The following is a 21,514-nucleotide window of genomic DNA, read 5'->3' on the forward strand; positions in this document are numbered from 1 at the left end:
GCCTACAACCGCTCCGCCGTCATCTTCTGTGTCACATTCAACAAATTTGCTATCACCTTTTCCACTCTTCCCGGCAAGGACTCGTCCACGAGTCTGCCGTCTTTATCCCATACCTTCTCCGCATGCGGAATCGTCACCGTCTGCGGTATGACTAATGAACCTATTATTGAGTACACCTGCTTCAAGGCCGGCATCATGCGGTTTGTCCCCCATGGACCGTCCGTCGCTCCCATCAGCATCACAACCTTGCCGCTCCACGGATTCGATCCGCCGCGAGTCGTCCAGTCAAGCACATTCTTGAAAGTCCCCGGAATTCCGCCATTGTACTCCGGAGAAGATACCACGACCGCGTGGGCAGCCGCGATCCGCGCCTTCAGTTTCCAGCAGGCGTCCGGAACTCCGCTCTCTGTTTCAAAATCGCCGTCATATGGAGGAAGCGGATGCTCCTTCAAATCCACGTAGTCCGTCTCGCATTGATGCTTCTGCAGAATCGCTTCGGCAACGTGTGCAAGCTTCCGGTTGTAAGAACCGGCTCTGAGCGAGCCGGGTATAATAGCGATCCTCATAAGCCTCATATCTTAATACGGAAATCTACTTCATCGCTTTCGCAAGTGCCGCGCACTCTTTGTGCCGGAAACAACTCGTTTCATGGTCGTTGACCATGCCCGCCGCCTGCATGTACGCGTAGCAAATCGTCGATCCCACAAACTTGAAACCCCGCTTCTGCAAATCCTTGCTCATCAAGTCTGACAGCGCCGACTTTGCGGGGATATCCTTGATGGTTCCAATCCGGCTGTTCACCTGCTTCCCCTTCGTGAACTGCCAGATATATTCGTTAAAGCTTCCGAACTCCTTCTGAACTTCAATCAGCATCTTTGCGTTCTGAATCGTTGCGGCAATCTTCTGTCTGTTACGGATTATCCCCGCATCATTCATCAGACGCTCAAACTCCTTGTCTCCGAACTTGGCTACTTTCTTGTAATCAAAGTTCGCGAACGCCTTGCGGAAATTCTCTCTCTTGTACAAAATCGTTCGCCACGACAGTCCGGCCTGAAAACAGTCCAGGACTAGATATTCAAAGTGCTTCCGGTCATCCGTCACCGGAACGCCCCAATCCTCGTCGTGGTATTGTATCATCAATTCGTCATTGGCCGGCCACGCGCAGCGCTTGATCATCTTGGGCATTGTTCCCCGCTTATTTTTAGGTATGCTGCAATTTCCGCGGCCTGTTTACTTCTTCAAATACCGCTTGAACCAATCGTGATAGGCTTCCATTCTCACCACGCGGCGATCCGGTCTGCCGCCACGCGAAAGGCCGTGAGACTCTTCCGGAAATCTCAAGAACTCCGCTGTCCTGCCTCGCACCTTCAGCGCGACAAACAGTTGCTCCGCCTGCTCTATTGCACACCGCAGATCATTCTCGCTGTGGACAATTAGCAGCGGATCCTTGATCTTGTGCGCGTAGGTCAGCGGCGACATCTTCGAGTATCCCTCCGGATTCGCCCAATAGTATCCGCCGAACTCAAGATGATCGAGATACCCAATATCTGACGAACCCGCAAAGGCCTTCAAATCCACCACCGACCGGTCGGTTATTCCGCAGCGGAATCTTCTTGAGTGGCCCAGAGCCCAGTTTGTCATGTAACCGCCATAGCTGCCGCCGCAAATCGCCACCCTGTTTTTCTGCACGAACTTCTGCGAGTCCAGCCAATCCGCTACCGCTTCGACATCTTCCCAATCCTTCGTCCCCCACGCGCCGACAATCGCCTCCGCGTGTTTCTTGCCGTACCCCTGACTTCCCCGCGGATTCGGCAGTACCACCACGTATCCCTGCGCCGCCAGCGCATGCATCTCATGGAAGAACACTCTCGCATACTGAGCCCGTGGCCCGCCGTGAACGTAAATGATCGCCGGATACTTCTTGCGCGGCGAAAAATCCGCAGGTGTAAACATCAAAGTATGAACCCGCGTCTTGTCCGTCGAAGAAACCCAGTACTCCTGCACCTTTGCAAATGCCGCCGAATTCAGATATTCCCGATTGTGCGACAGTACCCGCCGGAACGTCGCGCCTTTCCTGGTGATGTCATCGCAAACATGGAAATCACCGATGGACTTGTAATCCGCGTGCAGCACTGCCATCTTGTTGTTCTTTAGATCGAACAACCCGACAATCCCCGCCGTCCTCCAGAATTTCTCCGGCGTGCCGCCGCCGACAGGAGTCTTCACTATCGCGGAATCGCCGCGGTCTGACACAACATAATACATGAATTTGCTGTCACGGCTCCACTTCACGTCGTACGACTCAAACTCAAAACCGATATCCGCAAGCGACAGTTCTCCTGCCTGTCTGTCATAGTCCGGCGTGAGATTCTTTATTCTGCCCGTCCGTAAATCGACCCGCCACGGATGAATCGGTTCCACACCCCATGCATCCTTCTTGTTGTGATGCCCGAGATACACGAGCCACTTCCCGTCAGGCGAGAAACTCAAACTTAGCTTCTCTCCCTGAGGTCCGTCGAGAACGCTTCGTCTGCCGCTCTTCAAATTGATGAAACAGATGTCGTTGTCATAAGGATGTTGGTCGGGGTCTCTGTGCGAGTTTCCGACATAGGCCAGCACATTCCCGTCCGCCGAAATCGCAAATGCACTGTCGTCCGCCGGCCCCTTGGTCAACTGTGTCCACGATTTCGATTTGATGTCCAGTTTGTAAAGATGATAGCGGTCTTCCGGAAAGAACCCTACTCCGTCCAGACGATAGAAAAGTCTCGTGATGCGCCGCGCGACAGGCGCTTTCGATTCAGGAGTCTTTCCTTCCGCAATTGCCTGCTCCGCCTCTTTGTCCGGGTCTGCTTTGCGGAATTTTACGACCAGTGTCGTGTCATCCTGCGCCCACTCCATGCCTGCCAGACTGCCCCGCCCCTTCCATAGCAAATTGGGCACTCCGCCGTCACGATCAAAACAATAAATTCTGTCTTCGCCCTTTTCATTTCTGAAAAATGACAGCTTTCTTCCGTCGCGTGACCAGCACGGTCCCCTGTCCGTATGCTCACCGCTTGTCCACTGCCTGCTCTGGCCGGTCATCAAATCCAGTACGTGCAGGTTTGCAAAGCTCTTGTTCTGCTTTTCGTCTGTCCATGAACGGGTGTATGCCAGAAGCCGCCCGTCCGGGGACAGAGCCAACGACTTCGGCGTCGTGAATTTCTTGAAATCATGAATCGAAACCGGGACCTTCTTGGGAGTGCGAGTTGTCTTGGACATGGAAGGATGAAAGAGGAATTAGTGAAAAAACAGAGTCGAAAATATCTGACCACACTGCAAACGTGCAGCTCATTTCGTCAAAGCCATCTTTGACGCTTGAAGTATATCATCATTATGACGGCCAGCACGGCCATCACCCCCAGCGCGGCAAAGTATCCGTATTGCCAGCGAAGTTCAGGCATGACATCGAAGTTCATTCCCCAGATGCCCGCCAGGAATGTCAACGGCAGAAAGATTGTCGAAATGACCGTAAGCATCCGCACAACGTCGTTTTGCCTTAGCGACAACCGCGACAAATACACGTCTAACGATGCCGTCTCAAGATCACGAAGCGTGTCAATCGACTCGGCCACGTGCAGCGTGTGGTCATACACATCGCGAAAATAGGCTCTGGTCACCGGGTGCATCAACGGCGATTCGCGCCGCTCAAGCGCGCTTAAGACGTCCCGCAGCGGCAGAATACTCTTTCGTAACAGCAAAAGCTCTTGCCGTGTCTCAAATATCTCCGGCAAAATCTCCTTGTCACCCGGTGTTTCGAGAACTTTTGTCTGCAGCACCTCAAGACGGTCATTCACGTCGTCTATCACGATGAAATACTGGTCCACAAGCATATCCAGCATCCGGTAGAGCAAATAGTCCGCGCCGTTTTGCCGCGTCAAGCCTTGACCTATCCGCAGCCGCTCCCGAATCACCGCAAATTCTGAAGGCGGCAACTCGCAAAATGTGAAAATGAAACCCGACCCGAGTGCAATCGCCACCTGTGCGTCATCGAGTACTCCGGTTTCCTTGTTGCGCTCAAAATCCCGCACGAACACGATCAGCTGCTCGCCGTCTTCCTCGAGCTTCGTCCGCTGATTTGTGTTGGCAATGTCTTCGATAAGCAGCGGATGAAGTTTAAGAGCATGCCCCACCGCTTCCAGCAGTTTCGTGTCAGCAAGTCCCTCAAGGTCAATCCACTTTACCCCCGGCAAAGCCAGAAACGGTGCAATCTCCTGCGGGCTGTGTAGAATCCGCTCCTCGAAACTCCCCGTGTCGTACCGTATCGCGCGGAGAATCGGCCCAACCTTGCGCTCCACTCCGCCATACACCACGCTGCCGGGCGGCAATCCCGCCTTATGCGAGCTTCGGGTGTGCTTTCTACGATGTTTGCCGTGTGATTTCTGCTGCGACATAGCGTGCCATTAACCGGCCCGGCCGGTTGCCCGCATATACAGTTCCTTGAACATCGATACCAAGGTCGAATCCGCGAACCAATAATAAAGCCACTGATTCTGCATCATCCAATAGAAAATCAATGCCGCCACAGGAACCATGATAAGCACATAATATCCGTGGTGACGATGGTCAAGTCGTTCGCCCGCGCCGATTTCCGTCAAGAACGACCATACCCGCTCGTCTTCGTAATCAGGCTCCTGTAATACGAGCGCCAGATAAGCCCACAATATCGCAATCGGCAGCGTGAACAACAGCACACTGGCCGGGAACATGACAAAGAACTGGTCGGCTCCAATCACAAACAGCGCAAGCCCGAGTCCGAGAACCATGCCAATGACCGTGAAAATCTTGTACTGAGTAATCTGCGGCCGTTCGCGACGCAATATGCGCGGTGCTCCCAGCATCAACGGTACATAAATCCGCGAGATGATGGAGGCAAATGCCGCCAGATAATACAGCGTCAGCGCGAACATGATTGGATGTGCGCTGATGAAATTCAAGAATGACGAGTGTCGGCCTGCCAACTGACCGATCATGGCCCCAACCACACTGACAACCAGCAGTATAAAAAACCACCACCACTTTCCACGGTCCTCAAACCACAACAACAATGTCCCGCGCTCGCTCTCGCTCTTGCGGCGAAGCGGTCGAAAACAGTGAGGACACTTCGACTTGAATCGGTGCTTCCAGGGAATGACTTTCAGGCAATGTGGGCAGAGCTTCTTGGAGGACATGGTTCGCAGGGGCAATGTGAGCGGTTGAAACTCTCAGAGGAGCTTAGAATTAAATAAAATAGCCACTCCGCGCCGAATATGCAAATTCCATCTGTCCCTCAGCATTAGTCGTGGTGAGGGTGGTTCACGGGATTTCAAATACCTCAGAGTACGCCACCCTTCCATGCGATCCGCCAACACACAAATCTGCCAACTCTGCCTGCCAAAATCGCACATTCTCTGCCAATTCAGCATAACTCCTCTGCCAACTCAACAGAGTCATCTTGAATCAATTTCTGCGTAAATAAATATAAATCAAATATATAAAAAATTGGCACTGCCGTTGCAAAATGGGTCAGTGTAAGCAACTTTCAAGAAACCATCAATCAAATAACAGCTGAAGAACTGGAGAAAACCATGAAAATCACGAAGTACATTCCCCGTACGATGGAACAGTCGTTCCCCCTGAACAACCTTGATGAAGTCCTGAGTGACCTCATGGGCTGGAACAAGGGCAGTGTCATGCGCAGTTGGGCACCCGATGTGGACATCGCTGAAAATCATGACAGCTATGAAATCCATGCGGAGCTCCCGGGCATGCGCGAAGAGGACATCAACATCACGTTGAACAACAATGTCCTCACCATTTCCGGCGAGAAAAAGCGTGAAGTCAAGGAAGAGAAGGACAACTTCGTCCGCGTTGAGCGCAGCTACGGCCGCTTCGAAAGAAGCTTCAGCCTGCCCAACAATATCGTCGGAGACCGCGTTGCGGCCAACTACGCCGATGGCGTCTTGAGGATCACCCTTCCCAAGGCGGAAGAGGCCAAGAGCCGCACCATCAAGGTATCCAAGTAATCTCCTGTCGCCGTCGCGTGTCGAAGGACCTGCGGCGGCTGACTCTGAACACAGTTGCCTTCTCCCGGCGGGGGAGAGGTTCCACATAAATAAGCGCGCCGGCCCGAGGGGGGACCGGCGCGCCAAAACCCATCACCGAGGTGCGAAAATTCTTTCACACCTGTCTCCTGCAAGAAACGAAGATAAACTTCTGATTCCTGGCTATTTCAGAAGTAACATCTTCTGCCGCGTCGCATACACTCCTGCGACCATATGGCAGAAGTAGACTCCGCTGGCCAACCCCTCTCCGCCAAACGACACTTCGTGCCGTCCAGCGTCAAATCGCCCATTCACGAGTTCCGCAACCCGCCGGCCACTGACATCGTAAACCGTCAGCACAACGTCGTTCGCTTCGGGCAAATCAAATCCAATTGTCGTTGTGCCGTTAAACGGATTCGGATAATTCGGCAGCAGCGCATATCCGCTGCTTACTTCGGGCTGCGCAAGCGGCATCGCGGTTGCCGATGCCAACTCTTCGCGCGATCCGCTCATGTCTGTGACCACCAGCGAGTACCGGTACACGCGGCCTTGCTCGACATAGGTGTCAAGCCACTCGTAACTGCTGCCGGTAGGAGCATTCGTGGCCGGGATAACGCTCATCAGCGCGCCGTCGCGCAATATCTCGAATCGCTCAAGCTGTGACTCCGATGCGGTACTCCAAACCACTCGCACCTGCTCATATTCCGGAATGGCATCGAAGCTTGCCAGCTCGACCGGAAACACATAATCCATGCACAGCCGTACGCAGCCCGGCAAGGTCATGTAGATTTCATTCTCCCAGCATTCGCCATTGCGAACCCACCCGTTTGGATTGAGCACCCCCTGTCCCGGGGCACATCCGCCCTGACATTGGCCATAAATTCCTGCGGCGGGCGGTGTCGAAAAAGCTCCACTCGGTCTGCAGATGGAAACTGGAACAGGCACCGTATCGCAGAGCTGGACACAAATACACTCCCAATAATAATAGCCGCTGATTTCCCGGAAAATCCCATCGCTTGACTCGCAGCCGCATGCGGGAACTGAGATATCTATGTTGCGACTTGAGGCCGTGTCGCTATCGGCGGCAATAAAGGCTGTAAACCGGATCAGTCCCCCAAGAGTATTGGGATCGATCGTTACCGTGAATGTCACGGTTCGCTGTTCGCCTTGGGATAGTGAACCTAAGTCCACACTTTGCGATCCTACAACAAAGCCTGAACCGCCAGCTCCGCTTCCTCCTCCAAGAAGCATTCTTGCACCCGTCACGTCACAGGCGGAATTGTTGAACGCGACAACCATTATGTCAAACGTTGTGGGCACAATTTCGTCATTCACACAGCTCAACTGCGGCGTACTATGGCTTGTCATCACGACGCTGAACTGCGGCACATTCACACACAGATTCCGGCTGAGAAGTGTATCACCGTCCAGCAGCAAAAAGGCTCGGAAATTGATACACCCGCCGACCCGTGTCGGTGAGATGTCCACCGTGAAATAGACCATGGTCGAATCGCCCGGCTCAAGCATGCCGGTGCTCACCTGCGCTGCTGATTCCACGGTGCCTGTTCCCCCAGGCCCGAAGCCGCTGGCCATGACCACACTGCCCAGCGATGTCGCGCACTCTGAATCGTTGCGAACCGTGACACCGATTTCAAATGTCGTTGGCGTGACTCCGTCCCCGTCACATTCAAGAATCGGGACGTGTGCCTGACTGAAAACAAGTGAGGTCACGGGAATATTGACACACACCGTGCGCGTGCCTACGGTATCTGCGCCGTTCAATAAATAGGCCGTGAAGTGGATACAGCCGCCCGCTTCCGCCGGAGTGATTGTGACCGTAAAGCTCGCGTCCACTGTGTCACCGGGCTGGACGACTCCAAGACTGAACGGATTAACCGAGTTCACCGTTCCCGTGCCGCCCGGACCGGAGCCTTCACTTAGGGCCAGCCCGCCGTCTGCCACGGCAACTTCAGAACGGTTCACCACCGAAACCGTTATGTCAAAAGTTGATGGAGTTATCTCATCGTTAAAGCACGTGATGTCCGGTAGTGAATCGTCCACCATCGCCAGACGCATCCGTCCGCACTGCTGAATGATGTCCCCGATGGATTCGGCAATACCAGCACCGTTATGGGACAACACATACAATCCGCCGGTCGTTTCAGCGTAGTCCCGCATTACCGCATTCGTTACCGGATTTATTGCAGAGGAGTACACGTAAACAGGTGATATGTACACCTCGGCACTGAGTGCTTCCAGTGCGACTTCATGCGCGAATGCAGAATCTGCTGCCTGATGTGCGTCATCACAACCGCCGTTCGGAGCATCGGTTATTAGCACAACCACTTTTGAGGCCGATGGCCGGAACGGCACGGAAAATCCCGCACCGCTCACGCATGTTCCATTCCCCGAGATGATTTCTTCAAGGGCAATATCGGAGGCCTCCGGTGAACCGTTGCCTCCACCGGCATCCAGTGTGCCGATGGCCGCGTCAACTGCTTCGAGATTATCTGTCAACGGATGAATAACAGTGACAACATCGCGGAAAACGACTAAAGCCACCCGCAAATCCTGATTCGCGGCTTCCGCCGCCGTGGCAAGTATCTGATGCGACTCTTCGCGCACCGCGTCAATCTCATAGGACATTGAGCCGGTTACGTCAATCGCCAATACCAAATCCATCGGACCGCAAGCCGAACTGTCTCCCTCAAACGTGCAAGGATCAGCGCACGAGCCGCCTTCCGTCCACTCGCCTTCAAGAGTGAACAGACACGGTTTCTGCAACAGATTCTCCACACAATTCGAGATGTTCCCTTCCCGGTAACAACAGCGGCCGGTCGGGCAGGGATTTGCTTCGCATGTCGCTTCCGCGTCCCAGAATCCGCCGATTGCTGCGCAATCATCCAAGGTCGTGTTCTCGCAGGCCGCCGAGTCCCCCTGCATGTAGCAGCAACGTCCCGGCACACACGGCTGGACGGTGAACAGAAACTTTCCGCACGTGTTCGCTCCGCCTTCTATGGTCACATACACCGGCCCGGCTTGAACCCACAGACAGCCCGCAAGTGAATTCGTGCCGCAAAAGTCGTCGTTTGAGCCTATCTCCGAACCGCAGGGGGAATATCCGACAAAGATATACGTATCGAACGATGAGCCGCAGAGCGAAAACGACCAGTTACCACTGGTCGGAATTTCCAAAGCCAACACGACATCTTCCGTTGCCAGAAGGCCGCAATCGTTCCCCTGACCGCACGTTCCGCCCTTCACCGAAGAGGGCAAACGACGGCCAAAGCGAGGACGAGAGCCGTCCCCGGCCTCTATCTCGCCGTCACCGTCATAAAAACGAATTTCGACCGGAATGATTTCGTCTTCCGCCTGCTCATTGTCTTCACCCGGGTATATAACCTGAGCATTGTCGGCAATCGCCGTCAGTGAGCCGCAAAGACACATCATGCCGCAGAGGAATCCGGTACCAAGCCAAGATGCAAACCGTAATAGCCCGTCCATCCTGCCCTCCAAGTTTCTGCTGCAATAAGGTACAGCTAATCTACGCTGAGAGTCAAGCAGAAACTTGCATGGCGGCATTTGCTTCAAAAGCAGTGACCCGCACCTGTGCCCTTGTAAATCTGACCAAACAGGTGTACATTTCGGCTACCAAACCAAGGAGCTGCTATGGGAAACTTACTGAATGAGTCCGACCGCAAGGAACTCAGCAACCGCCTTGCCCGACTAACACCGGATGCCAAACCGCTCTGGGGCAAAATGACTCCCGGACATTTGCTCGCGCATCTGATAGACCTGTTCGAAGTCACTTTTGCCGAGCGTCCTGTCACCGTGCGCAAAGGCTTGATGAACTCCGCGTTCGGCAGATGGATGCTGTCCACCATGCCGCTTCCAAAAAACGCGAAAACCGATCCCGAATATCTGAAACGACCCGTGGGTAATTTTGAGCAGGACAAAGCGAAAGTGCAAGACTACATTCAACGTTTTGCGGCACCCGAAAAATTCACCTTCGGTGCCAGTCCATGGGTCGGACAAATGACACCCGAGCAATGGGCTAAATCCCATTATACGCATCTGGCGCATCACCTTAAGCAGTTTAATCTCTGATTCTGCCACACCATGAAATCACTATTTGACAGTCAGCCGAGGGAAGAAATTTTGAGACGACTGGAAAACCTGCATGCGGACTCCAAGGCGAAATGGGGGAAGTTCGATGCCGGTCGAATGCTCGCCCATGTGATTGATACTTTTGAAGCCTGTTTTGCAGAGCGAAGAATTACGGTCAGCAAGAACATGTTCAACACCGTTATTGGCCGCTGGATGGTCATCGACGGCCCCGTTCCCTGGCCGAAGGGAGCACCGACTTCACCCGAGTTGTTTGTGACACAGCCCGGGGAATTTCTGCACGATAAACAGCGCGTCATTGAATACATCAAGCGGCTTGAAAAAGGCCCCAATCAGACCTTTGGCCCAAGCCCCTATCTCGGCAAACTAACACCCGGCCAGTGGTCAAGACTGCACTATCGTCATCTGGACCATCACCTGAAACAGTTTGGTTTGTAAAACAAGAAACCCGCATTTTACTGCGGGTTTTGAATGAAAGAACGTGACGAACTACGCCATCAGCTTGCGCGCGATTTCCTCGTAGGCTGCGGCCGTCTTCTGTACGATATCGGCCGGCAGCTGCGGCCCCGGAGGCGTCTTGTCCCAATCGAGTGTTTCAAGGTAGTTGCGCACTATCTGTTTGTCGAAACTTCTCTGGTCGCGTCCCGGTGCATAATCGTCCGCAGGCCAGAAGCGCGAGCTGTCGGGAGTCAGCACTTCATCGCACAGACACAATTCACCGTCGATAATACCAAATTCAAACTTCGTGTCCGCTATCAGGATTCCCCTTTTCCGCGCAAAGTCACGGCCGGATGAGTAAATCTCGATAGACAGGTCGCGCAGTTTCGTGCCCATTTCCACTCCAACAATGTCGCACATCCGCGCGAAATCAATGTTTTCGTCGTGCCCCGAAGTTGCCTTCGTGGCGGGGGTGAACAGCGGCTCGGGAAACTGCGCGCAGTGTTCGAGTCCTTCCGGCAACTTGTGTCCGCACACCGCGCCCGTTTTCTTGTAGTCCTTCCAGCCTGAGCCGGTGATAAATCCGCGCACTACACACTCCACCGGCAGCATCTCGGCCTTCTTCACCACTTCCACCTGTCCGGGCGACGTGTCGCTCAGTGAAGCGGAAAATTCGCGCGCAAAGTCACTGTAATCCTTGTCGGCGATGTGATTCCCGCACAGCGATTTGAAACGCGTCATCCAGAAACGGGTAAGCTCATTGAGAGTTGAGCCCTTGTTCGGAATCGGTGTCGGCAGAACAACATCAAACGCCGAGACGCGATTTGAAGTCACAAACACCAGATGACGGTCGTCAAATTCGTAAATGTCACGGACCTTGCCGCGACCGAGCAGAGGCAGAGCAACTGTGTTCATAAATTTACAAGAGAGTGGAAAAGGGGATTGCGGGAAAAGGTGGACTACTTCAAGAGCATCTTGACGGCGACGCCGACAAGATAAGCGGCAAACAGCAGGCGAAACAGCTTGACACTGCTTCCTTGATTGAGCTTGCTGCCAAACGGTCCGCCGAGCAGCGAGCCAATAAGAATCGGAACGGCATAGACGAGATAGACATAGCCAAAGGTCCACTGCGGAAGTTCGGTGACATTCCAGCCAATGATGACGTAGCCAATGACTCCGGTTAAGGCCGTGACAATACCGACCATGCTGCTCGTGCCGACCGCATATTCTGGCGGCACTTTAATGAGGAACAGCATCACGGGTACCATCAGTACTCCGCCGGCGACACCAATATAGGCCGACAGAAATCCCGTCGCCGCGCCCAGCAGCAGAAACGGCCAAGCCCGAAAATGAAACTCTCCCCCCGCGTGTCCCCTGAGCGGCGATACGAATATCGCGGCGCTCACGAGAGCGAATATTGCAAAAAACACACGCAACACGTCGGGCGACGATTGCGACGAAGCCCACGAACCGACAAATGAAAGCAGAAACGCCGTGATGGCAATGGCTTTGAACCCTGCCCAGTGTACACGGTTGGCACGCGCATACGTATATCCCGCCGAAATGGACGTGCCAAGTATCGCGAACAGCGTGGAACTGAATACCAGCGGATAGCGCACCGATTCCGGAATCTGCTGTGCCGCGCTTAGCGCGAGCAGTACCGGTGTAATAATCAGCGCGCCGCCGATGCCAAGGTATCCGCCGAGTACCCCGGCCAACACCCCCAGCAAGAACAGCCCGCTGAGTTCAATCCACAAGAGCGATTACTCTCCGTTCGAATTCGTGCTGTCGGTCACTGCAAGCAGCTTGCCGTACTCCGTACCGTTGTTCAGAACTTCTACTGCCCGCAATATCTGCGGGTCATGGTCGAAACTCGCTTCAATCCGGCCGGTGCTGCCGTAGAGCGCATTGGCAAGCTCGGTCTGCAAGCTGTTCTTGATGAAAGCACGCTCCTTCTCGAAATCCCGGTCACGAACCATGTCGAGAAAGTGCTCAAGATGTGCGAAATCCGCTTCGGCTTCCTGCTCCAATTCAAAGGTCTTCAGAATCGAACGCAGGTTTTCAAGTTCCTTCGCGCCGTCCACCGCATAAGTGAAATTGTTCTCAACCAGCCAGTCGGAAAATTGCGCTATCATTTCGTCCGTCACCGTCGCGTCGGTCAGCTCGCTGTGCTGCGACTGATACTCCGTCACGAAATCGAAAAATGCGCCTTGCCGCCACAATTCCACGCCCAGCTGTCCGGGCTGCGGACTCTCAACGAGAATGTCGGGCACAATTCCTCCGCCTCCTTCGACCTTGCGGCCATTGCGCGTGGTAAAGGCCGAGTCCAAGGATTCCTCAATCGGCGATATGAAAAGCGTGGTGTCTTCCTCACCGAAGTAATCCACTTTCTGAATCAAGCGTCCCGACGGCGTGAAGTATTTCGCGGTCGTGAGCTTTAGCGCTTCGCCCGTTTCAAAAGAGATAACAGACTGCACCAGTCCCTTGCCGAAAGTCGGCTCGCCTATCAGCACTCCCCTGTCCAGGTCCTGAATGGCGCCGGCGACAATTTCCGAAGCCGATGCCGAGCCGCCGTCGATCAACACCGCGAGAGGCAAGTCTTTTGCGACCGGGTCACTTGCAAGCTTGAACGTGCGATTCGCGTCAGGTGTGCGCCCTTTTGTGGAGACGACAACTTCTCCCTTGTCAAGAAACTTCTGCAGCACTCCAACCGCCGCACTCATCAGACCGCCCGGATTTCCGCGCATGTCCAGCACCAGCGCTTCCATTCCCTTGCTCTGCAAATCGTTTAACGCCGCGTCAAGTTCGTTCTGAGCGCGCGTCGAAAAGTGTGCGAGCTTGATATAGCCGATGCCCGGTTCAATAAAGCCGCTGTATGCGACGTCCTTCACGTCAATAATCTGTCGAGTCAGCTCGAATTCTATCAACTCTTCCGCGCCGGGACGTTCGACGACAATCTTTACCTGCGTGTCCGGCTCCCCGCGCAGCAAGCGCGACGCGTCGCGCGTGGACATCCCCACTGTCGGGTGCCCGTCCACTTCGACCACACGGTCACCGGAGCGAATGCCGACACGCTGTGCAGGGGAGTCTTCCATGGCGCTGATGACGGTCAGGAACTTCGCCTCCCCGCGCACGCCGATTTCAATCCCCACTCCGCCGTACTTGCCGAAGGTGATGACATCGAGATCGTCGGTATCTTCCTCGGGGATATACACCGTGTACGGATCGAGTGTTTCGAGCATCCCGTTGATTCCAGCCTGCACAAATTCATCGGGATCTATCTGATCCACATAGCGCAAGCTGATTTCGCGATAGATGTCACCAAACAACCCCATGTTGTGGTGAATCTTCGCATATAGTTCGTCGGCAGACATGCTGCGCGCTTCCGCGAAAACCGAAAGCGGCAAAAGGGACACCAGCAAGAGAAGCAATCGTTTGTGCATTCGGGCACGTCCTGTTACTATGATTTACATCGGCAAATGCGCGGCAATGGCCGCCTGCACCTGCGCAAACACGTCGTCTTCATTCCGGCGCGCATCTATCCGTCGCATCCGCTCCGGATGACGGTGGCAAAGCTCCAAGTAAGCCTGCCGGACAGCTTCAAAAAACTCCTGCGGATTCCGCTCCAACCGGTCTGGAGCGGCACCTGTGGCCGCTCTGCGGGCGATGGAAGTCTCGTAATCCACATCTAAATAGAGCGTCAAATCGGGCTGAAGGTTCCCGGTGACGAACATGTTCACCGCCTCAATCTCGTCAACCCCAAGCTCACGACCTGCGCCCTGATAAACCGTTGAAGAATCAGCGTATCGGTCCACCAGCGCGACCGCTCGGGCATTCCTGAGATGAGGCAGCAATACCTCCTCCACAAGCTGTGCACGCGAGGCCGAATAAAGCAGATACTCAGCCCGCCCGGTGAGATGGCTGGCAGGGTTCAGGAGCAGCTCGCGAATTCTTTCGCCAGCCGCGGTTCCACCCGGCTCCCGGGTCACCAATACATCATATTTCAATCCTTCCAACCAGGCAACTGTCCGCGAGATTTGCGTGGACTTGCCGGAGCCGTCGATACCTTCAAAACTAATGAACATGAGGAGCGGGCGGTTCTGGTGCGGTCTTGCGGAAAATCAAATACATACCGGCGATAACCATGCCAACCGAAATGATGCGCGAAAAAGTCAGCAAGTGTCCGTCAAGATTCCCGAATATCATGCCTTCTTCGTACCAGCGCAGTCCTTCGACATAGTAGCGCCAGACCCCGTAGAGCGTCAGGAAATATCCGGTCAGCACTCCGACTTTGAGCGGAGACTTGTCCTTCCACAGCAGGAATGCGAACAGTGCAAGCATGGCAAGAGTTTCGTAAAGCTGTGTCGGGTGAATATGCTGATGCGGATAGACTGAGCCGGCCAAACTCGATTCCGGAAAGACTACTCCCCACGGCACGTCGCAGACATTCCCGAAGCAGCAGCCGTTCAAGAAACAGCCAAGCCGGCCGAACGCGATTCCCAACGCAAGGGAGGGAATCATGATATCCGTGACATTGAGAAATCCGGCATTGCGTTTCTTGGCCATCCAATAGGCTCCGCCGAACCCGGCTACGACTCCGCCGAGAAGTACGAGCCCGGCAATACCGATGGTGCCGTCACTCTGGATTGGTGAAATGATGTCGAGCAACCGCCCCTCGAACTCATCCCAATGCGTGATGACATAGGCCAGTCTCCCGCCCGCCAGTCCAAACAAGAGTGAGGCCACGGATATATCAACAATTGAATTGCCCGCGACACCCCGTTTCGGTGCGCGCTTGGATGCAATCCAAATTCCAAAGCCAAACGCCAGCGCCAGCATCAAACCATAGCTGTGCAGCGCGAACGGGCCAATCTTAAATAGTTCTGGATGCAAAGGGGAAATTACCTACTTCAACTCACCAAGTGAACGCAAGATTTCTTCGGCTGTTAGTACAGCGTTCTCAGCTTTTCTATCGGAGATATTTTTCCAGTCAAAATAATCAGCAGCAACACGATCTGCAATAAGGCGACTTAACTCATCACCAACGTGCTTTTCAATCGGATTTGAGGAGTTCTTGAATTCTTCTATGACAAGAGCATGGCTAAACTTTCCATTCTTGTATACAATACTCCTCTTATTTTTTGCAATATTGTATGCCGCATAATACGCGCGACTTATAGCGTTCCGATTATCGCATTCCTTCCCGATAGCGATTAAAGGGTCTTGGCCAATTAGCTCTTGAGCGAAAAAGTAATATTGTAACCAATCGAATGTCATCAGAACTCAAGTTTTACTGTTAAAGTATTGCGAATATTGTTAGGTTGATGTAGCCACCATTCATTGTCAAAAGCTCGCAACTTTCTTCTCGCTTCAATGACATTTGTGTCAAGATGGACAGATATAACTGCATGCGTGGTCTCATCTTCTGGGTCATATAGTAGTGCCTCTTTAGAAACTGCTCCTGGGAAATAGCGATTTACACTATCTAATACTGAGTATAGTTCGTTTACGCTCAAACCTTTGGTGGTACAAAATGATATGAATTCATAGTCCACCCAATGAAGGTGAGCAGTACTTAATGCAATTGGTTCAAAGTCAACTTGCAAAAATGCTGTATTTACTATCCCAAGCACGGACGAGGTTGTAAGGGATGAAGAACGGATTCTACTTCCAATCGGAGACATGCGTGTAGTGGTTTCAGGTGTCCGCTTAGCCTTTTGGACGTCATGCGACAAAGAGGTGTTTTGTCGAGCTATGGTCGCTTCATAATACATTGTATTCGAATTCCTTTCTGGCCTTTTCAGTTATAGAAGATTCGAACGCGAGCTCCGCTTCTGAATGTCCAAAGTTCAGCCATTCTATTATCTGATTAATGTCAACTGGGCGCGGCTTGGACGATTCCACTGTGACATCTAATCTAAACTTATACTCACTCTCGGTGCTATCTACATTTCCGCACTCAAGCGTAAGAATTGTGTCGCTCTCGCAATCTAACTCGACTCCCCATAAGAACGACCTCATTTTTTTCGCTGCCTCATACGGGTTCTGAGGGCCGACTCGAAAATAGTCGCTCGCGGTGCTCCAGTTTACCAATATTTGAGGCCTGTTCAAATATTGCAGCTTTATAGACTTCACGGAAAGTGGTCGTGCAACTTCAACGAATGTAGGGAAATCTTTCTCAAATCGTCCTAAAAATGAACTCCAATCGTCGTATGGCCGAAGTCGGTTGAATATGATGTTTCCGACGCCTACTTGAATTACATTCAAGCCGTCCTCACTCCAGAACTGTATCCTTGATTGCTGGTTCATTACTGGAGCGATTCCAATATCGCTCTTTCGAACTTCAAAATTCAAGAGATTAGTTTGTTTTCGTTGCGGGTACCGATCAGCAATTTGGGAAAACAATACCCCTGGTACGGTTTGATCCCAAGAACTATCAATCTCGAAAGAGATTTCAATAATTGCTTCCTGAATTGGAGACTTTCTATAAACCACTTTTGCTGCCATCTAATAGTGCCTCAGAGATAAATCAGTTATTTCCTTGATCAGAACTGTCATCCGTACCCGCAACAACCACGACAAACTCGCCGCGCGGTTCGTGCTTTTCGAAATGCGCAATCGCGTCACTCAAATGCCCGCGCACAATCTCTTCAAAGACTTTCGTCAGCTCGCGGCAAACGGCGACCTTGCGGTTGCCCAAATATTCGTGAAGTTCGTAAAGCGTTTTCTGTACCCGGTGCACACTCTCGTACAACACTATTGTGCGCGGTTCGTCGGCAAGCTGTTTGAGCTTCGTCTGCCTGCCCTTCTTGTGGGGAAGAAAACCCTCAAACACAAATTTATCGGTTCGCAGTCCGGAGAGCACCAGCGCCGGAATCAAGGCCGCCGGACCGGGAATTGTCATCACGTTATAACCCGCTTCAAGTGCCGCACTGACCAACAGTGTGCCCGGGTCGCTGATGCCCGGTGTTCCTGCGTCACTAATGAGCGCGATGCGCTTGCCCAGTGCCAACTGTTCAATCACCCAGACCATTTTTGTCCTCAGATTGTGCGCGCCGTAGCTCGTCGTTGGAACCTGAATCCCATAGTGGTCAAGCAGCCGCTTCGAGTGCCGCGTGTCTTCACACAACAGCACATCCGCCGTTTTCAGAATCTCAATCGCGCGAAACGTGATGTCTCCCAGATTGCCAATCGGTGTGGCGACAACTGCCAATGTGCCGGCAGGAAATTGTGAAGTCTCGCTCACAACGAAAAAAAGACGAGGCCGGGGCACGCCCGCGCGTGCCCCCGGCCTGTTCCACGGTTACTGCGATTCGAATCTGTCAAAGCCCGAATCAAGCAGGTTGAAGATGCACCTGATCGAGAATCTCGCCCGTGCACTTGCGGATGACCTCCACGCCCATCGCAATCTCCGCCTCGGAGATATTCAGAGCGGGACGGAAGCGAATCGAATGCGTGCCCGACGGCAGCATGCACAATCCGTTCTCATACAGTGCGTCCACAAGACGATTGCGAAGCGACGTCGTCGGCAGGTCGAAGGCACACATGAGTCCCTTGCCGCGCACGTTGGAGACCATCTGCGGATAGTCATTTGCAATACTTTGCAGCATAAACAGCGCCTTCTCGCCCGTCTTTGCCGCATGATCAACGAGATTCTCGTCGCGAATAATCTCAAGATAGACCTTGAAGCGGTACATGTCAATCAGATTCCCGCCCCAGGTCGAGTTGATACGAGAAGACACGGCGAACACGTTATCCTCCACTTCGTCAATGCGCGGCCCGGCGATGAAACCGCAGACCTGACTCTTCTTGCCGAAACAGAACATATCCGGCTCGACACCGTGATGCTGCCAGCCCCACATCTTGCCCGTCAAACCGACACCGCACTGCACTTCGTCGAAGATGAGCATGGCATCATTCTCATTGGCAAGGTTGCGAAGTGACTGGAAGAACTCGGTGCGGAAATGATTGTCCCCGCCCTCGCCCTGAATCGGCTCGATTATGATGGCGCAGATTTCATCCTTGCGTTCGTGGAAATGCTGCTTCATTTGCGCAATTGCGAGCTTCTCTTTGCGTTCGGTTTCTTCGAGGTGCCCTTCCGTCAATGGAAAGCGCAATTTCGGATTGACCACCCGCGGCCAGTCGAATTTGGCGAAGTACTTATACTTGTTCGGATCCGCCGTATTCGTCATGGACACCGTGTAGCCCGTGCGGCCATGGAAACACTCTTCAAAGTGCATCACCTGATTCCCGATTTCGCGGCGATAGCCCTTGGCGAAATTTTTGCGAACCTTCCAGTCCATCGCGGACTTGAGCGCATTCTCAATGCCTAACGAGCCGCCGGCGACATAGAATGAGTGCTTGAATGACGGCGGGATGGCAATCTTGAAGAATGTGTCCACGAATTCCGCGAACTCCACCGTGTAAAGATCGGAGTTCGTGATATTGTTTACCGCCAGCTTGCCCAGCTTCTCAATCATATCCGGCGTCGTCAGCCGAGGGTGATTGAATCCGACGGGACTTGATGCGAAAAAACTGAAGAAGTCCATGAATTTGCGGTTGTGCCGCGAATCCATGAAGTACGAGCCCTTCGAATTCTCCAGGTCAAAGACCAGATCAAATCCGTCGGCAAGCATATATTTGGACAGCGTCTCGTGGACGTTTTTCGGTGTGATGTGCGACATGGTAAACCTTCCTTTCAGTTAAACGGTTCTTGCTTCTAAAACAATAGACCACCGTTCACCGCGGAGGGTCCGTGGAGCCAGTGTTGCGCTGCGTCAGCGCACGGTAATCAATTCGCACGAATATCATGTTATCTTAAAAACTCCGTAATCTCACGCTCGTACTGCTCGGGCTGCTCCCACATCGGAAAATTGGTTGACTCGTGCCAGAGGAGTATCTGCCGGCCGTTCGCAAACTCTGCCGCCAATCGCTCGTCGTAGCCTGAAGACTTCGCCCCCCAACCCAACAGCACTTCACCGTCAAAATTGCGCAATATCTTGCGGTAGGTCTGAACTTCATTCTGAAACTCACTCAGCGGAAAGTCCGGCGAACGCTCAGCGTGCCATCCGCCCCCCAGGAGTTCGCTGAACATCGGCTTGAACAGTTGCCGGCTGGTCTCAGACAGCCCCGATTCCCGCTCCAGCCATTTGCCGAGCCGGTGCTTATTCCAATCGCCGGTTCGCCATGGCAACAGATGCTTGACTGCCGTATGACGCTTCAGAGGCAAATTCAACAGCCCCAGCCGGCGAACCCGTTCAGGCTCCGCAAGCAGAAACTCAAGTGCAAGCCACGCGCCATCGCCAAGCCCCATGATGTCCAATTTGTCGCACTGCTGAGCGTTGGCTGTTTCTATCAGCCATTTGCGAAGTCCATCCCGCGTCAACCGCAGTTTCAACGACTCAATCCGGTTGCGGGAACGCCCCCACCCCGGGTAGTCCGGTGCGATGATTCTGCGACTCCGGCCGATTGCCTGTATCGTTGTGGACCATACGAACGAAGCTGCCGGAGTGGGGTGGAGCAATAGCAGAGGGAAACTGCCCGCTCGGCCTTCCACCACCGCAAATGTGCGCACGCCTCCAGCGGAAAATTCCTGAAACGCAAACCCCGCGACGTCAAACCAGCTCGCCACGCGCGCGGTCAGGCGAATAAAGTTTCAAAGGGATTCTCAACCGTCAACTCGCGCACTGCAAGATACGGAGCGGAGTCCGCGGTCACTATCGTATTCACCCCATGCGCCAGCGCTGTCGCGGCGATGTACGCCTCGTGCAAACGGTCCTTCAATGCGGGATGTTTGTCCACAAGTTTCAAGGCTCGCTTTAAGATATTCTCATCGCCGTACAGGATTAGCGGCTCGCGGCGTTTCAGCATTGATTCAATTGCTGCATGCACCGTGGCTGCCCGTAGCGGCGCGGCGCACAGCACGCTTGATGTTATGCTCTCGCTCCATTTGACCAGACTCGCATCACAGATGCATGTAACCCACGGCTCGGCGGCGCACGATTTCAAATATTTGGCAGCGCGAGGATGCAGCGGATGTGTCGTGTCCGTTGCTGTCAAAAGGAGGGACGTATCAATGCACTTCAGCATGTTCAGACCTTTCCCCGCTCGCGGCGGAGAAGAGGAAGTTACTTCTGTTTCAGCCCGATTGCTGCCGCAACCTTGAGTAAATCATCAAAGCCGGACCGTTTTGTTTTCGCTCCGCTATCGCTCTTCGAGCTTGCTTTGCCCCGAATCGTTGCCTGCTTCTGGCGATAGAGCCACAGCTCAGGAGCTTCGTAGGGTATCCGCCACTGCTTGCCGACACGAATTGCCGGAAGCCGCCCTTCCCGTGCCAGCACTCGCACTGTGCTGCGGCTTACCTTCAGCAGTTTGGCCGCTTCGGCGGTTGTGTGATATTCTTCGCTTGGCATGTCTCTATTTTGCCGCCTTCTTCAGAAGTGCAATCTGTCCGGCGTGGTAAATGTCGTGCTGCATGATTCCCTGCAAAACAAGATAGCGCGGAACGCGGCCGCCGGCTACAGGTGTTTCAAGCTGGTCGTCTTTCAAAGCGGCAGAAGCGGAAATCAGTTCGGCCTGAATATCGCGAAGATCGCGTACCGTTCTCTGCCAGTCCGCTTCACTGGTTTCCGTCGGTTTCGGCCAATCGAGGGACTCGTTCATTTCCGCCCTTTGGTCACGCAGCCGAATGGCCGTATAGCGCTTCCACGCGACGACATGCAGTACAAGCTCCCAAATCGTGTGCGCGTCCGGCAACGGTCGATGCAGTGCGCGCGCCGAATCCACATCCTTCAACAGATGCATCAATGCCGGGCCGAAACGCGCTTCGCCGGTCTCGTCCCCTTCAAACGTGAGCTGCATCAGCTCGATTTGACGCTGTACTTCCGTCATGA

23 protein-coding genes are annotated in these 21,514 nt (G+C 53.6%); 3 read left to right on the forward strand and 20 right to left on the reverse strand.

Annotation, left to right across the window (positions count from 1 at the left end; all coding sequences use genetic code 11):
- Positions 1 to 2: 2 nt before the first annotated feature.
- The 5 genes from HUU59_06120 to HUU59_06140 all read right to left on the reverse strand — a co-directional run bounded on the left by HUU59_06120 (position 3) and on the right by HUU59_06140 (position 5,207).
- The gene (locus HUU59_06120) at positions 3 to 566 is read right to left on the reverse strand and encodes an NAD(P)H-dependent oxidoreductase (GenBank protein ID NUO19009.1); all 564 of its coding nucleotides are present in this window, start codon (positions 564 to 566) and stop codon (positions 3 to 5) included.
- 25 nt (positions 567 to 591) lie between these two features.
- Complete coding sequence (locus HUU59_06125; GenBank protein NUO19010.1) at positions 592 to 1,185, reverse strand: DNA-3-methyladenine glycosylase I; 594 nt, start codon at positions 1,183 to 1,185, stop codon at positions 592 to 594.
- A 45-nt stretch (positions 1,186 to 1,230) separates the two neighbouring features.
- Positions 1,231 to 3,258 carry a S9 family peptidase gene (locus HUU59_06130; protein NUO19011.1) on the reverse strand — a complete coding sequence of 676 codons (2,028 nt, stop codon included), beginning with the start codon at positions 3,256 to 3,258 and terminating at the stop codon, positions 1,231 to 1,233.
- Between the two features lie 77 nt (positions 3,259 to 3,335).
- Positions 3,336 to 4,430 carry a magnesium/cobalt transporter CorA gene (gene corA / locus HUU59_06135; GenBank protein NUO19012.1) on the reverse strand — a complete coding sequence of 365 codons (1,095 nt, stop codon included), beginning with the start codon at positions 4,428 to 4,430 and terminating at the stop codon, positions 3,336 to 3,338.
- 9 nt (positions 4,431 to 4,439) lie between these two features.
- Positions 4,440 to 5,207: a hypothetical protein gene (locus HUU59_06140; protein NUO19013.1), complete on the reverse strand. Its 768-nt coding sequence runs from the start codon at positions 5,205 to 5,207 to the stop codon at positions 4,440 to 4,442.
- 396 nt (positions 5,208 to 5,603) lie between these two features.
- Here HUU59_06140 and HUU59_06145 point away from each other — a divergent pair, with 396 nt between their 5' ends.
- Positions 5,604 to 6,041 (forward strand): Hsp20/alpha crystallin family protein, encoded by a 438-nt coding sequence (locus tag HUU59_06145; GenBank protein NUO19014.1) that lies wholly within the window; start codon positions 5,604 to 5,606, stop codon positions 6,039 to 6,041.
- A gap of 201 nt (positions 6,042 to 6,242) precedes the next feature.
- On the opposite strand, the gene HUU59_06150 is transcribed toward HUU59_06145, so the two are convergent.
- The gene (locus tag HUU59_06150) at positions 6,243 to 9,563 is read right to left on the reverse strand and encodes a VWA domain-containing protein (protein ID NUO19015.1); all 3,321 of its coding nucleotides are present in this window, start codon (positions 9,561 to 9,563) and stop codon (positions 6,243 to 6,245) included.
- Positions 9,564 to 9,728: 165 nt separating this feature from the next.
- On the opposite strand from HUU59_06150, the gene HUU59_06155 reads away from it, so the two are divergent.
- Together HUU59_06155 and HUU59_06160 are read left to right on the forward strand one after the other, a co-directional pair.
- Complete coding sequence (locus tag HUU59_06155; protein ID NUO19016.1) at positions 9,729 to 10,166, forward strand: DUF1569 domain-containing protein; 438 nt, start codon at positions 9,729 to 9,731, stop codon at positions 10,164 to 10,166.
- Between the two features lie 51 nt (positions 10,167 to 10,217).
- Positions 10,218 to 10,622: a DUF1569 domain-containing protein gene (locus HUU59_06160; protein NUO19017.1), complete on the forward strand. Its 405-nt coding sequence runs from the start codon at positions 10,218 to 10,220 to the stop codon at positions 10,620 to 10,622.
- 51 nt (positions 10,623 to 10,673) lie between these two features.
- On the opposite strand, the gene HUU59_06165 is transcribed toward HUU59_06160, so the two are convergent.
- The 14 genes from HUU59_06165 to HUU59_06230 all read right to left on the reverse strand — a co-directional run bounded on the left by HUU59_06165 (position 10,674) and on the right by HUU59_06230 (position 21,512).
- Positions 10,674 to 11,537, reverse strand: a complete 864-nt coding sequence (locus tag HUU59_06165; protein ID NUO19018.1) for a phosphoribosylaminoimidazolesuccinocarboxamide synthase — start codon at positions 11,535 to 11,537, stop codon at positions 10,674 to 10,676.
- Positions 11,538 to 11,581: 44 nt separating this feature from the next.
- A complete protein-coding gene (locus tag HUU59_06170) occupies positions 11,582 to 12,379 on the reverse strand; it encodes a sulfite exporter TauE/SafE family protein (GenBank protein NUO19019.1) in 798 nt (265 codons plus the stop codon).
- A gap of 6 nt (positions 12,380 to 12,385) precedes the next feature.
- The gene (locus HUU59_06175; protein ID NUO19020.1) at positions 12,386 to 14,065 is read right to left on the reverse strand and encodes a S41 family peptidase; all 1,680 of its coding nucleotides are present in this window, start codon (positions 14,063 to 14,065) and stop codon (positions 12,386 to 12,388) included.
- Between the two features lie 24 nt (positions 14,066 to 14,089).
- Positions 14,090 to 14,707, reverse strand: a complete 618-nt coding sequence (tmk, locus tag HUU59_06180) for a dTMP kinase (protein ID NUO19021.1) — start codon at positions 14,705 to 14,707, stop codon at positions 14,090 to 14,092.
- Positions 14,697 to 15,515, reverse strand: coding sequence for a prolipoprotein diacylglyceryl transferase (gene lgt / locus HUU59_06185; GenBank protein ID NUO19022.1), 819 nt, complete (start codon positions 15,513 to 15,515; stop codon positions 14,697 to 14,699). Before lgt ends, tmk begins: the two co-directional genes overlap by 11 nt.
- Positions 15,516 to 15,527: 12 nt before the next feature.
- Complete coding sequence (locus tag HUU59_06190; protein NUO19023.1) at positions 15,528 to 15,899, reverse strand: HEPN domain-containing protein; 372 nt, start codon at positions 15,897 to 15,899, stop codon at positions 15,528 to 15,530.
- Positions 15,899 to 16,306 carry a hypothetical protein gene (locus HUU59_06195; GenBank protein ID NUO19024.1) on the reverse strand — a complete coding sequence of 136 codons (408 nt, stop codon included), beginning with the start codon at positions 16,304 to 16,306 and terminating at the stop codon, positions 15,899 to 15,901. The genes HUU59_06190 and HUU59_06195 overlap by 1 nt, the downstream gene beginning before the upstream one ends.
- A gap of 79 nt (positions 16,307 to 16,385) precedes the next feature.
- Positions 16,386 to 17,129 carry a TIGR04255 family protein gene (locus HUU59_06200; protein ID NUO19025.1) on the reverse strand — a complete coding sequence of 248 codons (744 nt, stop codon included), beginning with the start codon at positions 17,127 to 17,129 and terminating at the stop codon, positions 16,386 to 16,388.
- A 22-nt stretch (positions 17,130 to 17,151) separates the two neighbouring features.
- Positions 17,152 to 17,868: a 16S rRNA (cytidine(1402)-2'-O)-methyltransferase gene (rsmI, locus tag HUU59_06205; protein ID NUO19026.1), complete on the reverse strand. Its 717-nt coding sequence runs from the start codon at positions 17,866 to 17,868 to the stop codon at positions 17,152 to 17,154.
- Between the two features lie 88 nt (positions 17,869 to 17,956).
- Positions 17,957 to 19,306: an L-lysine 6-transaminase gene (locus HUU59_06210; GenBank protein ID NUO19027.1), complete on the reverse strand. Its 1,350-nt coding sequence runs from the start codon at positions 19,304 to 19,306 to the stop codon at positions 17,957 to 17,959.
- Between the two features lie 128 nt (positions 19,307 to 19,434).
- On the reverse strand, positions 19,435 to 20,253 hold the full coding sequence (locus tag HUU59_06215) for an alpha/beta hydrolase (GenBank protein NUO19028.1): 819 nt from the start codon (positions 20,251 to 20,253) through the stop codon (positions 19,435 to 19,437).
- An 8-nt stretch (positions 20,254 to 20,261) separates the two neighbouring features.
- The gene (locus tag HUU59_06220; GenBank protein ID NUO19029.1) at positions 20,262 to 20,711 is read right to left on the reverse strand and encodes a hypothetical protein; all 450 of its coding nucleotides are present in this window, start codon (positions 20,709 to 20,711) and stop codon (positions 20,262 to 20,264) included.
- 38 nt (positions 20,712 to 20,749) lie between these two features.
- Positions 20,750 to 21,034 (reverse strand): helix-turn-helix domain-containing protein, encoded by a 285-nt coding sequence (locus tag HUU59_06225; protein NUO19030.1) that lies wholly within the window; start codon positions 21,032 to 21,034, stop codon positions 20,750 to 20,752.
- 4 nt (positions 21,035 to 21,038) lie between these two features.
- Complete coding sequence (locus HUU59_06230; protein ID NUO19031.1) at positions 21,039 to 21,512, reverse strand: DinB family protein; 474 nt, start codon at positions 21,510 to 21,512, stop codon at positions 21,039 to 21,041.
- Positions 21,513 to 21,514 lie beyond the last annotated feature (2 nt).

The organism is bacterium (assembly GCA_013360195.1).
Classification (GTDB): domain Bacteria; phylum Electryoneota; class RPQS01; order RPQS01; family RPQS01; genus JABWCQ01.